The sequence below is a fragment of the Bradyrhizobium sp. LTSP857 genome (genome assembly GCF_000938285.1).
Classification (GTDB): Bacteria; Pseudomonadota; Alphaproteobacteria; order Rhizobiales; family Xanthobacteraceae; genus Bradyrhizobium.
In genome coordinates this window covers 165,937-180,956 of the sequence record NZ_JYMS01000020.1, presented here as the reverse complement: position 1 = coordinate 180,956, position 15,020 = coordinate 165,937, and the positions used below count along the sequence as shown (strand labels likewise).

At 65.0% G+C, this 15,020-nt stretch carries 11 protein-coding genes and 1 pseudogene; 7 read left to right on the top strand and 5 right to left on the bottom strand.

All coding sequences use genetic code 11. The annotated features are described in order from the left end of the window. Positions 1-390: pseudogene (locus tag UP06_RS12115) on the bottom strand (hypothetical protein); the annotation flags it as partial. Between the two features lie 36 nt (positions 391-426). Then, entirely contained in the window at positions 427-1,719 is a 1,293-nt protein-coding gene (locus UP06_RS12110; protein ID WP_045002798.1) for an adenylosuccinate synthase, read from the bottom strand. Between the two features lie 426 nt (positions 1,720-2,145). On the opposite strand from UP06_RS12110, the gene UP06_RS12105 reads away from it, so the two are divergent. The 3 genes from UP06_RS12105 to UP06_RS12095 all read left to right on the top strand — a co-directional run bounded on the left by UP06_RS12105 (position 2,146) and on the right by UP06_RS12095 (position 4,400). Continuing rightward, the gene (locus UP06_RS12105; RefSeq protein WP_045002797.1) at positions 2,146-3,081 is read left to right on the top strand and encodes a DMT family transporter; all 936 of its coding nucleotides are present in this window, start codon (positions 2,146-2,148) and stop codon (positions 3,079-3,081) included. A 121-nt stretch (positions 3,082-3,202) separates the two neighbouring features. Next, complete coding sequence (locus tag UP06_RS12100; RefSeq protein ID WP_045002796.1) at positions 3,203-3,718, top strand: hypothetical protein; 516 nt, start codon at positions 3,203-3,205, stop codon at positions 3,716-3,718. Between the two features lie 7 nt (positions 3,719-3,725). Continuing rightward, positions 3,726-4,400 (top strand): class I SAM-dependent methyltransferase, encoded by a 675-nt coding sequence (locus UP06_RS12095; protein WP_050031605.1) that lies wholly within the window; start codon positions 3,726-3,728, stop codon positions 4,398-4,400. A 3-nt stretch (positions 4,401-4,403) separates the two neighbouring features. Here UP06_RS12095 and UP06_RS12090 read toward each other — a convergent pair whose 3' ends face one another. Further along, positions 4,404-7,595, bottom strand: a complete 3,192-nt coding sequence (locus UP06_RS12090; protein WP_045002795.1) for an AAA family ATPase — start codon at positions 7,593-7,595, stop codon at positions 4,404-4,406. 223 nt (positions 7,596-7,818) lie between these two features. After that, on the bottom strand, positions 7,819-8,208 hold the full coding sequence (locus tag UP06_RS12085) for a DUF1330 domain-containing protein (protein ID WP_197087194.1): 390 nt from the start codon (positions 8,206-8,208) through the stop codon (positions 7,819-7,821). A 105-nt stretch (positions 8,209-8,313) separates the two neighbouring features. On the opposite strand from UP06_RS12085, the gene UP06_RS12080 reads away from it, so the two are divergent. Then, a complete protein-coding gene (locus UP06_RS12080) occupies positions 8,314-9,249 on the top strand; it encodes a DMT family transporter (RefSeq protein WP_045002793.1) in 936 nt (311 codons plus the stop codon). Between the two features lie 234 nt (positions 9,250-9,483). Then, positions 9,484-10,461 (top strand): Bug family tripartite tricarboxylate transporter substrate binding protein, encoded by a 978-nt coding sequence (locus UP06_RS12075; protein ID WP_045002792.1) that lies wholly within the window; start codon positions 9,484-9,486, stop codon positions 10,459-10,461. A 118-nt stretch (positions 10,462-10,579) separates the two neighbouring features. Here the strand turns inward: UP06_RS12075 and UP06_RS12070 are convergent, their stop codons facing one another. Continuing rightward, positions 10,580-12,265 (bottom strand): methyl-accepting chemotaxis protein, encoded by a 1,686-nt coding sequence (locus UP06_RS12070; protein WP_045002809.1) that lies wholly within the window; start codon positions 12,263-12,265, stop codon positions 10,580-10,582. A 253-nt stretch (positions 12,266-12,518) separates the two neighbouring features. Here UP06_RS12070 and UP06_RS12065 point away from each other — a divergent pair, with 253 nt between their 5' ends. Together UP06_RS12065 and UP06_RS12060 are read left to right on the top strand one after the other, a co-directional pair. Beyond that, complete coding sequence (locus tag UP06_RS12065) at positions 12,519-13,562, top strand: C-terminal binding protein (protein WP_045002791.1); 1,044 nt, start codon at positions 12,519-12,521, stop codon at positions 13,560-13,562. Positions 13,563-13,650: 88 nt separating this feature from the next. After that, positions 13,651-14,997, top strand: coding sequence for an ABC transporter substrate-binding protein (locus UP06_RS12060; RefSeq protein WP_045002790.1), 1,347 nt, complete (start codon positions 13,651-13,653; stop codon positions 14,995-14,997). Positions 14,998-15,020 lie beyond the last annotated feature (23 nt).

Here is a 15,020-nt window from a genome sequence, read left to right as displayed (position 1 = left end):
GAGAGGCGGGCGGTCGTTGCGCGGCGGCGGCGCGGCCGGACGGGCGCGCGGCGGTGCAGCCGGCTGAGGAGATGCAGGCGCGTTGCCTTCGGTGGCGCGGGCGCTGGCCCGACGGAAGGCATCGCCGCTGCCGCTGGGGCGAGCGCCGCCGCCGGGGCGCGAGGCCTCGCGGGCGCGCTGAGCGGCCTCCTGCTCGACCTTGCGGACAGCCTCTTCCAGCGACAGCCGTTCGCGGGTGATCTCGGATTCGGAGAGCGGCGGCTGCACGCTGCGGAGCTGCGCGATCAGAGCCGTGCGCGCCCGCTCATAGAGCGCGCGACGGCTTTCGCCGGGAGCGTTGGGGTCCAGGGCGGAAATAGCGCGGGCGATCAGCGGATAGTAATCAGCCATTTGAACTCAACTAGCGCACGTCCTGGTAAGATATCGTTAAGCCTCAAACGGATTTTGCACCAGAATAGTATCCTCGCGTTCGGGGCTCGTGGAAAGCAGTGCGACCGGGCACCCCACCAATTCCTCGATCCGGCGGACATATTTGATAGCCTGGGCCGGCAGGTCGGCCCAGGACCGCGCGCCGGCGGTCGGCTCCTTCCAGCCCTCGATGGTCTCCCAGATCGGCTCGACCCGGGCCTGCGCGCCCTCGCCGGCCGGGAAATGATCAATCTCCTTGCCGTCGAGCTTGTAGCCGACGCAGACCTCGATCGAATCGAAGCCGTCGAGAATGTCGAGCTTGGTCAGCGCCAACCCGTTGATGCCGCAGGTCCGCACGGTCTGACGGACCAGGACGGCGTCGAACCAGCCGCAGCGGCGCTTGCGTCCGGTATTGACCCCGAACTCGCGGCCGCGACGGCCGATCTCCTCGCCGATCTCGTTCAGAAGCTCGGTCGGAAACGGCCCCTGGCCGACCCGGGTCGTATAGGCCTTGCAGATGCCGAGCACGTAGCCGACCCCGCCCGGCCCGATGCCCGTTCCGGTCGCGGCCTGCGCCGCCACTGTGTTCGACGAGGTGACGTAGGGATAAGTGCCGTGGTCGACGTCGAGCAGCGCGCCCTGCGCGCCCTCGAACAGGATGCGCTTGCCCGCACGCCGCTCGATGTCGAGCAGCCGCCACACCGTCTCGGCATAGGGTAGCAGCTGCGGCGCGAACGCGGTCAGTTCGGCCAGGATTTCCTTGCCGTCGAACTCCGGCAAATTGAGCCCGCGGCGCAATGCGTTGTGATGAGCAAGCAGCCGGTCGATCTTGTGCGGTAAGGTATCGAGGTCGGCGAGGTCCATCAGGCGGATGGCACGGCGGCCGACCTTGTCCTCATAGGCGGGGCCGATGCCGCGGCGGGTGGTGCCGATCGCGGTCGCCGAGTTGGACGATTCGCGCAGGGCGTCGAGCTCACGATGCAACGGCAGGATCAGGGTGACGTTCTCCGCGACGCGCAGATTCTCGGGGCTAATCGCGACGCCCTGCCCACGCAGCTTGGCAACCTCGTCGAGGAAGGCCTGCGGATCGAACACGACGCCGTTGCCGATCACCGCCAGTTTCGACGGGCGCAGTACGCCCGAGGGCAACAGCGCGAGCTTGTAGGTCTCGCCATTGATGACCAGCGTATGGCCGGCGTTATGGCCGCCCTGGAAACGCGCGACGATGTCGGCCTGCTCCGACAACCAGTCGACGATCTTGCCCTTTCCTTCGTCGCCCCACTGGGCGCCGACGACGACAACATTGGCCATTCGCGGGTAATCCTTCGAAGAATTTCTCTGTAAGTGGCATGATCCAAACGGAAAACCGGTACCCACTTTTCCGGAATCATGCCTGCGCCCAGCCCAATTCCCGGCCGAAGGCCGTTCGCACGCGAGGCAGCCCAACCGGATAAAGGAAGCAGCCTCTCTAGGCAAGCAAGAACGGGGCTTTTTTCGGGCTCAGTGGGCACTCCAAGCCTTTGATATCCCCCGAAAATCCGGAAACATTTTGGGGCTGCGCGAAAGCCTCGACCAAAGCGCTGGAAGCTATCTCTGCCGCTGCATGGTCGCGATGCATCCGCCCCCCGTTGCTGCAACCTCGATTTCCGTGTCTTTGAGTGGAGCCGGGCTACGTGCCGGCCCGGACATCGCCGGGCCGGAGGTCTCGGCGCATGACGCGGGACCATAACAATCAAAATGTCCGCCACCGGCCAGACCACGAGCGCCGACAAGCCCGGCCAAAACTGGATCGCCAACCAGCCTTATCTCCTGCTCAGCATCACCGCGCTGTGTTGGGCCGGCAATGCAATTGTCGGGCGCCTCGCCGCCGGCCACATCCCGCCGGTCACGCTCTCCTTCCTGCGCTGGTCCTTCGCCTTCCTGCTGGTGCTGCCATTCGCCTGGAAACACCTCGCCCAGGACTGGCCCGCGATCCGCAGCAAGCTCGGCCTGATGATCGTGCTGTCGATCATCGGCATCGGCGCCTTCAACACCCTGCAATATTGGGCGCTGGAACATACCCAGGCGCTCAACACGCTGCTGTTGCAATCAGCCGCGCCGCTGATCGTGGCGCTGTGGTCGCTCGTCATCCTCGGCGTCCGGCTCACCGCAGCCCAGGCCTTCGGCGTGCTGCTCTCGATGTGCGGCGTGCTGATCATCCTGTTGCACGGCGATTTCACTACGCTGTCGAACATCGACTTCAACAAGGGCGACCTGATCTTCATCGTCGCGCTGATCTTCTTCGCGCTCTATTCGGTGCTGAGCCTGAAGCGCCCGCCGATGCACGGCCTGTCGTTCCTGGCCTTCACCTTCGGCGCCGGCGCCGCCTGTCTCATTCCGCTGGAGATCTGGGAGCTGTCCGCGCGTCCCGTGATGAAGCTCGACGGGCCGAACCTCCTGACGCTGTTCTACGTTGCCGTCTTCCCCTCGACGCTGGCCTATCTCTGCTTCAATCGCGGCGTACGCCTGATCGGCGCCAACCGCGCCGCGCCATTTTTCCACGTCGTGCCGGTGTTCGGCGCAATCATGGCGATGGTCTTCCTCGGCGAACGCCCGCAAGCCTTCCACTTCATCGGCTTCGCGCTGGTGCTGTCGGGGGTTTTCGTGGCGTCAAGGAAGCAGGCGGTGGGCTGAGCGGCAGATCGACACGCATTGCAAATTGGCGTCCTTGCAATTTATCCGGGACCAAGGTTCAATATCCTTATTGATGACTTTCTAATCCAATAACCTAACTCTGGCTGTCAGGGAGAGTGGTATGGGCGCGTTGATGGCCGAGGACGATATCTATATCGGCCCGCTGTTTGATTTGTTCAATTTGAGGTTTGGTCCAGAGCAGAAAGATCACGAGCACACCGCGGGGGGCGTGTCCGAGATCAAGGCCCTCCAGGACGAATTCGAGATCTTCCAGGACGGGCGGCCTTTCGTCGAAAGCGCAAAGCTCCTCGGGCTGGGCGGCCTGCACAACAACCGCGCCAAGAACCGGTGGTTCAGCCTGTTGACCTGGCTGGCCAAGGTCCCCTCGGACCAGGCCGGCGAAACCGGCGACGAGCGCATCGTGAACGCGCTGATCAAGAACTTTACGCGCAAGCCGCCACTGCCCTGCTTCATGAAGGCCCACGATTCCCGCGGTCCCGACGGCCTGAAGGTCATCGTTCGCGAGGACAAGCCGATCTTCTACATCGAGCGAACCTACCTCACGATCTCGCTGCCGATGGCACCCAGCGTCCCGCCCGGAGCCAAGGGCAAGGCCAAGAAGAAGCCGAAGAAATAGGCGGCCGATGCGCGCCGCCGCCGTCGCGAGGGAGCTTGCTTCTCCGGGCGACGGAGAGCTGACCGGGATCTATACCGGTATCGCTGCCTATTATTCGGCGAAGATCGCACGCTTCGGCGCGACGCCGTCCGGCGTCGACTGGACCTGCCAGGCCACGCAGGAGATGCGCTTCGTCCAACTCCTGAAATTGTGCGACTTCGCATCGCCCTTCTCGCTGAACGACCTCGGCTGCGGCTATGGCGCGCTGATCGCCTATCTCGACCGCCGGCATGACGACTGTGCCGTCGACTATCTCGGCATCGACGTCTCGGAGGCGATGGTTCGGCAGGCACGGCGGCTGTGGCGGGACCGCGGCAATGCCGCCTTCGCCCTCGGCCATGCCAGCCCGCGAATGGCCGACTATGCGATCGCCAGCGGTATCTTCAACGTCGCGCAGGACCAGTCGCGGCACGACTGGGAGCGCTTCGTCGCGGCGAGCCTCGACGACCTCCATCGCACCACCAGGCGCGGCTTCGCCGTTAATTTCATGAAGCGGCCGGCAGGGGCGACCGCCCGCCACGGCCTCTACACCACCGACACCGCACCCTGGGCGCGCTACTGCGCCGCCCGGTTCAATGCCACAGCCGAGGTGCATGACGGCTATGGATTGATGGAGTTCACGCTCATCGTGCGGAAAGTCTAGCTCTCACGCGCCGACCGACAGCCGCCGCCGCGTCTCCTCCAGCAGCCGCCGGTAGATGCCAGCCCCAGTCAGCTTGATCAGGGCATCGGCGCGATCGACGAGGCGGGCCACCTCACCAAGGTGATCAGGATCGTTGCTCGCCGCAAGCGCGGCGGCGAGCGTGATGGTGGCGCGGCATTCCGGCAGGCGGGCGCGCCGCTCCTGGGCGACCGTGATCGCTTCCCGCGCCTTGTCGATCGCCGCGGCATGGGCGCCCGAACGGAGCTGATAGTCGGCGATGCTCGCAAGCATCTCCGGCTCGATCTCCATGGCCACGCTCGCCGCGCGCACGAACTCGACGCCCTCCGTCAACGACGGGATCGCCGCCTGATAGTTCTGGGCGATGCCCTGCGCCGTGCCGATGCAGGCCAGCGAATAGGCGCGCAGATAGGGGCTGGCCTGGCGCGTCGCCAGCTCGACCACGCGCCAGGCATGGGTCGAGGCCATCGCGGAATCGCCGAGGCACCAGGCGAGATCGACGTGCCCGAGATTGGCGATGAACTGCACCGTCGGATCAATCAGCGTCGGATCAATGGCGAGGATGCGATCGAAACACAGCCGCGCCTCGTCGAAACGCCCGAGCCGAACCAGGATCCGGCCACGCAGGCTGAGGATCCAGTGCTCGACATTGTAGCCGAGGAATCGGTGCTCGAAGTCGGTGATGGCGGGGACGCCGGCGAGCGCCGCATCGCTTGCCGCGAGCGCTTCGCGCAACAGGCCCGCCCAGCCATAGGCCTGGCTGAGCGAGGCATTGAGCATTGCTGCGCGGCCGGTGAGCTGGCGCGATTCCGTCAGCACCAGGGCCTGCTTGACCGTGTCGACATAGGCATCGGCCTGCCCGCCGCTCGCACCTGCGATCCGTCCTTCGACGAACAGCAGCAGCGGAATCATGGAATCGTCGGTGTCCTGCGCCCATTCCAGCGCTTCCTGGATGAAGGGCTTTGCGTCCTCCGACGTCATGCCCTCGCGCCAGCCGAGCCAGGCGATCTGGCTGCTGGCCGTGATCCTGAGCGCATCGCCCGCCGGGCTGCGCTTCTGTCCTGCCTTCAGCGCACGCACCTTGTGCCAATGCCGGATCGCTTCCGCCGGACTGGTCGAGCCGATCCAGCGCGCGGCGCGCGCGGCATATTCGGCGGCGGCATCGACCTCGCCGGCCTGCTCGAGATGGTGCGACAGGAGCGCGGCGAACTCTTCGAGCCGCTCCGGATAGAATTGCTCGATCGCCCGCGCCACCCGCGCGTGCAGGAGGCTGCGCCGCGCGCGGAGCTGGGTCGAATAGGCAACTTCCTGGATCAAGGGATGACGGAAGCCATAGCCCTGGCCGTCCTGACCGCTGCGCGCCTGGAGCATCTCGCCCGAACAGAGCCGGATCAGCGTCGCCTCGAGTTCAGCGGCGGGCAGGCCGGCGACGCTTTGCAGGACCGCGAGCTGAAACTCCTTGCCGATGATCGCGGCCGTGTGCAGGAGGTCGCGATCGCCGGGCGCCAGCCGATCGATCCGCGCGCCGATCACGGCCTGCACGGTCGGCGGCAGCACGTCGGAGGCGCCGGAGAAGCCGCGCCGGTAGCCACCCTGCTCGCCGACGATAGCTAGATGCTCGACCAGGGAGCGGATCAACTCCTCGGCGAAGAACGGGTTGCCGCCGCTGCGCTCGGCGACACGCCGCCGCACATCGAAAAGCTCGTCCTCCAGCCCGAGCAGCTCGTCGACGAGATCGTGCGTATCCGTTGGCGAGAGCTCGGCGAGCTCGATTTGCTGGTACAGCGGCCCGCGCATCCAGGGCGCGAAATAGGCCGGCCGGAAATTCACGATCAGGACCGTCTTGGTCGAGATCACCGCGTCGACGAGCGTTGCGACGAACTCCTCGCTCGCCTGATCGAGCCAATGCAGGTCCTCGATGATGATCACCGACGCCAATGCGCCGCGCTGGCGAATCATGTGCCGGATGATGTCGAGCAGACGGACGTTGCGGGCACGCGGACCGAGCCAGGAGGGCGGACCCTGGCCGTGCCTGATGCCGAGAAAATCGCAGACCAGCCACAGGTCCGCCTCGAAGGTCGAGCCGAGCTCGGCGAGGCAGGTGGCGATCTGCTTCACCGCCAGATCGGGTTCGTCGTCCGGCGAGACGTTGAAATAGGTCGAGCGCAAGAACTCCAGCACCGGCTGCAGCGGCGTTGCCGCGCCATAGGGCTGAGCGCGGGCCTCGAACACCGGAATGAGACGCGCGCGGCACCATTCCGCGAACTCGTAGCACAGCCGGCTCTTGCCGGTCCCGGGCGGACCGACGATGCCGGTGACGCGAGAGCCGCCGGTCTCCACCGCCGCCAGGGTCCGTTGCAACAGAGCCATCTCCCGCTCGCGCCCGCGGAACGTCGCCAAGGCGACACCGCGGAATTGCTGGCTGGCGACCGCCGGCTTGAGGTTCTTCAGAAGATACAGCTCGATCGGCTCCGGAACGCCGCGCAGGCGATGACGGCCGAGCGGGCCGACGTCGCAGAACGAGCGCACCAGACGATAGGTCTCATCGGTCAGGCAAATCTCGCCTGGCTCCGCCTTGGCCGGCAGGCGACTTGCGAGGTGAATGGTCAGTCCGTAAGCGCCGTGCTCGGTGACGGTGTCGACGAGCGGAGCATCCGCGACGATCTCGCCGGAATGCAGGCCGATGCGCACCGACATGGCATCGTCGCGCGCGCGAAACGTGTCCCGGATCGCCAGCGCTGCCTCGCACGCCAGCAGGGCGTGGCCTTCCTGCGCGCGCGGCGCGCCGAAGAAGGCGAGGATGCCGTCGCCGAGCGTTCGCACCACCGTGCCCTCGAACCGCTCCACGGCGTCGCACATCGCATCGAGCGCGGGCTTGAGACGCTGCATGGCATCTTCGGCGGTGAGGCCGGCAACGATCTCGGTCGAGCTGACGAGATCGGCGAACAGCACCGTCACCTGCTTCAGCTCGCCCCGAACCGGTCTGGTGAAATGCCCCGTCGGTGCCGGGATTGGCCTGCTCTGGGCGCTCAGGCCCGTGCCGCAGGCTCCGCAAAAGCCCGAGCCGGGCGGGCTGAGATGATTGCAGGCGGGACAGGCGATCGACAGAGCCGAGCCGCAGCCGTGACAGAAGCGATTCGTCGACGGATTGTCCCCGCCGCAACGCTCACAAATCATCTGATCCCCAAACGAAGCAAAAATCGGCCAGGAGGAAGCAGCACCACAACGCCTCATGCCAAGCCGGCAATGCCCCGACATGCGCGCTCATCGGCCAAAGGCACCATCTTTGGTACCCCCACGCAATCGAATAGTTCACATTTGGCGCATAACTGCGCCAAAGCTGTGCGGAAAATTCGCGAAATTCGCCCCGGACGCGCGCCTCTGGCCGCAAGCCGGCGAGTCAGCGGGCGCTGAACTTGCTGTAGGCCTGCTCCGTCGCGATGATCACGTGTTCGGCGCAGCCGTTGACGCGATGCGGATCAGCCTCTCGCTCGTAAGTCTCCGACGTCATCATGTCGAGGAAGGCCGCGACGGATGGATAGTAGACCAGTGCGACGAAATCCCATTCGTTGCCATCGTGCGGGCCGAGCGCGACCGCTTTGGCTTCGCCGGTCCAAAGCAGCGTGCCGCCGCGCGCCCTGATCATCGGCACGGTGATCGCGCTGTAGCGCAAATAGGCGTCCCAGCCGGAACCGTTGCCGTCGCGCGAGTGCGTGTGGAAGCGCATCAGGTTCAGCATCACCACCGGTGCATTTGAATCGAGCCGCTCAAGGCCTTCGATGTTCAACATATTGACCGCCAATGCCACCTCCTCGGGTCATGCCTGCATTGTAGCCTTGCGGCCGCGTGACTTGTGTCACAACAGCAATCCGGCGCAAGATCGTATCCAACGCCAATGACGATCGCTTCGCCCGCGCCACCGGCTTCGAATCCAGCCAGTTGGCTCAATAACCAGCCTTATCTGCTGTTGAGCCTGAGCTCGCTGTTCTGGGCCGGCAATATCGTGCTCGCACGCCATGTCGGCGCGCATGTGCCGCCGCTGACGGTGACCACGATCCGCTGGTTCGGCGTGTTCCTGATCCTGCTGCCGTTCTCCTGGCCGCATCTGAAGCGCGACTGGCCCGCGTTGCGCAACAGCCTGCCGCTGATGCTGTTCCTGTCGCTGGTCGGATTCGCCTTCAACAACGCGATCTCGTACTGGGCCCTGCAATACACGGAAGCGCTGAACGCGCTGCTGATCCAGTCGGCCGGCCCGCTGTTCGTGGCGCTGTGGTCGCTGCTGCTGTTCGGTGTGCGGCTGACGCGTGCGCAGCTTGCCGGCATCGCGATCTCGCTTGCGGGTGTGCTGATCATCATCCTGCATGGCGATTTCGCGGCGCTCGCAAGCATCAGCTTCAACAGGGGCGACATCATGTTCGCTTCCTCGCTGGTGGCGTTCGGGATCTACTCCGCCTTCATCCCGCGCCGGCCGAAGGTTCATCAGCTCTCCTTTCTCTCCTTCACGACCTGCTGTGGCGCGATGATGCTGCTGCCGACGGCGATCTGGGAGACCTGGAGCGGCCGCGTGCTGCAATTCGACACCGTGACGCTGGCGACGCTCGGCTACATCCTGATCTTCCCCTCGACGCTTGCGTATCTCTTCTTCAACCGCGGCGTCGCGCTGATCGGGCCGAACCGCGCCGCGCCGTTCTTCCATCTGGTGCCGGTGTTCGGCTCGGCCATGGCGATCCTGCTGCTCGGCGAAAAACTCCAGCCGTTTCACCTGATCGGCTACGCGCTGGTGCTTGCCGGGGTCGTGATCGCATCGCGCCGGGGCTCGGCGGTGAAATAATTCCGCGCCGCGGACGCGCGACAGGTCTCGTGTCCCGGACGCGGCGCGGCATGCAATGACACGACGCTGAGCCGGGACCCAGTCTGCCGCAGCATGGGCCCCGGCTCTGCAGCGCACCGCTGAAGAAGCGCCGCGCTGCGTCCGGGGCACGAGACTTGGCGACAAACTCACGCCTTCCGATTCCAACGCAGAGAAGCTAGGTTCCCCGCCAACGAAAAGAGGGAACGCTCCAACATGCTTTCATCGCTGATCAGAGTCCTGCGCACCGTCGGCGTCGCCGCGCTGTGTCTTGCCGCCGCATCCGTCGCGCAGGCCGACAACTGGCCCAGCCGCAACATCACACTGGTGCTGCCCTTCGCGGCCGGCAGCGGCACCGACACCACGACGCGGCTGATCTCGCAACATTTGTCGCAGGCGCTCGGCGTCGGCATCGTCATCGAGAACAAGGCCGGCGCCAACGGCATGATCGCCGCGACCTTTGTCGCCCGCTCAGCACCCGACGGCTACACCCTGCTGGTGACCACCAACACCACGCATTCGGCCAATCCTTTTCTGCTCAAGAGCCTGACCTACGATCCGGTCAAGGATTTCACCCCGATCGCGCGCACCGGCGACCTGCCCTTCATGCTGGTCGTTCACCCCGACGTCCCGGCCAAAACCGTCGGCGAGCTCGTCGCCTATGGCAAGGCCAATCCGGGCAAGCTGAGCTACGCGTCGGGCTCGTCCTCCGCGATCGTGTCGGGTGCGACCTTTGCGCACAATGCCGGGCTCGATCTCCTGCATGTGCCCTACAAGAGCTCGCCGCCGGCGCTCAACGACGTCATGGGCGGACGCGTCTCGATGATGTTCGTCGACATCCTGACCGGCCAGCCGCACGTCAACGGCAACGCGCTGCGGGCGCTCGCCGTCACCACCAAGGACCGCTCGCCGCTGGTGCCGAATCTCCCCTCGATGCAGGAGGCCGGTGTGCCCGATTTCGATATCTCGTCGTGGCAAGGCTATTTCGGCCCGGCCGGCATGCCGAAGGAGATCGTGACGCGACTCAACGCCGAGATTCGGAAGATCGTCGAGAAGCCGGAGATCAAGGCCCAGCTCGCAACGCTGGGCATGGACGCGTTCTCCGGCACGCCGGAGCAGCTCGGCACGTTTGTGGGCGAGCAGCTGGTGCTGTGGGAGCGACTGATCAAGGACGCGGGGATCGAGAAGCAGTAGCGGTCTCGTAGGGTGGGCAAAGCGTAGCGTGCCCACCATCGATCATCACGAGAAAAGAAAAGGTGGGCACGGCGCTCTCGCGCCTTTGCCCACCCTACCGATCTTGCTGTGCGGCGGCTTACGCCGCGCGCACCTTGGCGAGGAAGCCGTCGACGGCGCTGCGCAGCGCGCCGGACTGGCTGTCCAGCTCGCGGGCGTTGGTGAGCACGTCGCTGGCCGCCGTGCCGGTCGCTGCCGCGGCCGAGGTGACGCTGCCGATATTGGCGTTGATCTCGTTCGATCCAGCCGCGACCGACTGGATGTTGCGGGCGATCTCGCGGGTCGCCTCGCCCTGCTGCTCGATCGAGGCGGAAATGCCCGCGGTGATCTCGCTCATCTCGGCGATGGTCTGGGTGATGCCGCCAATCGCTGCGACTGCATCGCTGGTCGAGGTCTGCATGGCCGCAACCTGGGCAGAGATTTCCTCGGTGGCCTTCGCGGTCTGGTTGGCGAGCGCCTTGACCTCGGAGGCGACGACGGCGAAGCCGCGGCCGGATTCACCGGCACGCGCCGCCTCGATGGTGGCGTTGAGCGCAAGCAAATTGGTCTGCGCCGCGATCGAATGAATGAGCTTGACCACCTCGCCGATCTTCTCGGCACCGGTGGAAAGTTCTTGCACCGTGGCGTTGGTACGCTCGGCGTCGCTGACGGCGCGGCTCGCCACTTCGGTCGAGCGCGTCACCTGGCGGGAGATTTCCGCAACCGAGCTCGACAGCTCCTCGGCGGCGGCTGCGACCGTCCCGACATTGCCCGACGCCCTCTGCGAGGCCGCGCCGACGGTCGCCGCCCGCGACGAGGCGTCGCTGGCGGTCGCGGTCATCGACTGCGCCGTGCTCTGCATGCCGGCCGCGGCCGAGGAGACCGAGTGGACGATGCCGTTGACGCTGCGTTCGAAGTCGCTGGCGATGCCTTCCATCGCGCTGCGGCGTTCCGCAGCCGCACGCTCCTTGGCCTCCGCTTCGGTATTCTCGATAGCGCGAATGCGCACCGCGTTGTCCTTGAAGATCTGGACCGTGGCAGCCATCGCGCCGACCTCGTCGCCGCGGCCGACGCCTGGGATGTCACCCTCGAGCTTGCCGTCGGCGAGATCCTTCATGCGGGCACCGAGCAGAGCCAGCGGACGGCTGATGCTGCGGCCGATCATCCAGGCCACGCTGCCGGCGACGATGACGATGCCGAGCATGGCAAGGCCGAGCGACCAGAACACCGGAGCCATCTTGGCGTCGATGTCGTCGAGATAGGCGCCGGTACCGAGATACATGTCGAGGCCGGGGACAGCCACGGCGTAGCCGATCTTGCGGATCAGCCCTTCCACACCCGGCTTCGCATATTCATAGTGCAGCAGGATCGAACCGTTAGCCTTCGCGCCATCCATCAGCTCCCAGGACAGCTTGCGGCCGTTGGTGAGGACCTCCATGCGGTTGGTGCCGATCTGCTTCGGATCGGGCGCGAGCTGGGTGATGCCGTCATAGGACGTGCCGAACAGGTAGCCCGAACCGTTGTCATAGGTCATCGCATTGCCGTAGCGGCGAAGATCGGCCATGGCCGCGTCCTTCGTCATCTCGCCGGCATCGACGCGCTTCTTGAGCGTTAGCGCGTAGTTGCGCCCCATTTCGACGATGGCCTTGGCCTGGTCGACGCGCGCATTCACCATCTCGCGTTTCATCAAATAACCGGCGAGAACTCCGGCGACGCACAGGCCGAACAGGGTAACGCCGACAAGGATGCCTAGCTTGGGCGCGATCTTCAGATTGCTCAACTTCACGATGGGCTCCTCGGGTGGCGCGGACTGAAGCGCAGACATTCTTGATTTGAATCAACTTTTAGTGGGTGACCCCTTAGCAAGTTACTTACACGCCTCCGTAGAAGCCCGGACGATGCCGGAAAACCTGCAAATAAATCGTCAGGCCGGCAACCGGCGATTGTACGCGAGCGCCCCGATTTCGCGTAAAAGACGCAAAGGCCCGCCGCAGGCGCGGGTCATAACAAGAACCGACAAACCAAATCGGGAGCAGGAAATGCCAAAATACAGGGTGGTGACGCCGAAGGGCGCGAGCTTCACGGTCGCCGGCAGCGACTATTCGTACGAGCGCGAGGCGCTCGATCCGATCGATGCCGAGATCATCGAGGCGCCCGCCAACGAGGCCGAATTCATCGCCGCAGCGAAAAACGCCGATGCCATCTACGCCAAGGGCATCCCGATCACCAAGACCATCATCGACGCGCTGGAGAGCTGCAAGGTCATTACGCTCGGCTCGGTCGGCGTCGACAGCGTCGACATCAAGGCCGCCACTGCACGCGGCATTCCCGTCACCAACATCCCCGACACCTTCATCGAGGAAGTCGCCGACCACGCCATGACACTGCTGCTCGCCGGCTTCCGCCGCCTGGTCGAGCAGGACAAGATGGTGCGCACCGGGCGCTGGGCCGAAGGCCGGCCAGCACTCCTGAAGGTCCCGCGGCTGATGGGCCAGACGCTCGGCTTCATCTCGTTCGGCCGCGTCGCGCGTGCGGTCGCAAAGCGCGCCGCGCCGTTCGGCCTGCGCATGATGGCCTACGATCCCTTCATCCAGGAAACGCTGATGTACGATCACGGTGTGATGCCGGCGACGCTGAACGAGGTGCTGTCGCAATCCGACTTCGTCTCGATGCACGCGCCCGCCCGGCCCGAGGTGCATCACATGCTGACCGAGAAGCATTTTCGGCAGATGAAGAAGGGCTCGATCTTCATCAACACGGGGCGCGGTGCCACGGTCGACGAAGAGAGCCTGATCAAGGCGCTGCAGGAGGGCTGGATCGCGCACGCCGCGCTCGACGTGCTGGAGAAGGAGCCGCCCTCGCACAACAATCCCATCCTCGGCATGGAGAACGTCACCTTGACCGCCCATGTCGCCTCGGCCTCGGCACGGTTCGACGAGGCACGCAAGCGCCGTGTGGGCTACGAATTGTCACTGGTGCTTCAGGGCATGTGGCCGGTAAGCTGCGTCAATCCGTCGGTGCTGCAAGACACCGCGCTCCGCCGCTGGCAGCCCGTCAGCATGGACCGCGGCCCGAACAGCTAAGGCGGCCGGCGCAAAACGCGCCGAAAGACCGAAACGGCCCTTCACCGGCGATCAACGCCGGGAAGGGAGACATCATAGGGAGGAACTGATGAGGAACGACATCACACGTCGTGATGCCTTGGCGCTGGGCCTGTCCGCTGCAACGGTCGCTGCCACTGGTGTTGCAGCGCACGCTCAATCCGCGATCAAGGCTGCCGACGTCCCCGCACCGAAACTGCCGATCGAGAAGGGCGCAACACTCCGCATGCTGCGGCCGGTGCGCTTCGTCCAGGCCGACGAAGACGTGTTCCGCGCCAATGCGGCCAAATTCACCAAGGAGACAGGGGTCGAGGTCAAGGTCGACTTCGTCGGCTGGGAAGACATCAACCAGCAGACCGCGGTGACCTCGAATTCCGGCGCCGGCCCCGACATCATCATCGGCTTCTCCGACGCGCCGCATATCTATGTCGACAAGCTGATCGAGCTGACCGACGTCGCCGACTATCTCGGCAAGAAGTATGGCGGCTGGCAGAACCTTGCGAAGGCCTATGGCAAAAAGGCCAGGAGCGATACCTGGATCGGCCTCCCGTTCGGCGCCACCGCCGGTCCCCTGATCTATCGCAAGTCGATTCTCAAATCCGTCGGGTTCGACAGGGCGCCGGACGACCTTCCCGGATTCCTCGACCTCTGCAAGAAGTTGCAGAAGGCCGGCAAGCCCGCCGGCTTTGCGCTCGGCAACGCCGTCGGTGACGGCAACGGCTTTGCGGACTGGATGATGTGGTCGCACAACGCCTCGCTGCTGGATGAGGAAGGCAATGTCACCATCAACAGCAAGGAAACCATCGCGGCGCTGAACTATGTGAAGGAGCTTTATCCGACCTTCATCGCGGGCACGCCGTCCTGGAACGACGTCAGCAACAACCGCGCCTACTCTTCACAGGAAATCGGCCTGACGGCGAACGGCGTCTCGCTGTACTTCTCGCTGAAGAACGATCCAGCGACCGCCGCGATCGCCGAGGACAGCGAACATCAGCTGTTGCCGAAGTTTCTTGCGCCGATCTCGCCGATGTCGGGGCTGACGCTGAACGCCATGGTGTTCAAGCACAGCCCATATCCAAACGCCGCAAAGGCCTTCCTCCAGTACATGCTGGAGAAGGACCAGTATGAGCCCTGGCTCAACGCCAACAGCGGTTACTGGTCGCAACCGCTGGCGGCCTATGCCGATTCGGCGGTGTGGAAGGGCGATCCCAAGGTCGCGATCTTCAGGGACACCATGAACAGCACCTATTATGCCGGCTACAAGGGTCCGATTTCGACCGCCACCGGTGCGGTTCGCGCGGACTACGTGACGGTGCAGATGTTCGCTTCGGTCGCGACCGGCGCCGCGACGCCGGAGGCCGCGGCCGCAGAAGCGGAGCAGCGCTGCAAGCGGTACTTCCGGCGTCAGGCCCGATAAGGGGGTGACTTTCAAGAACAGGA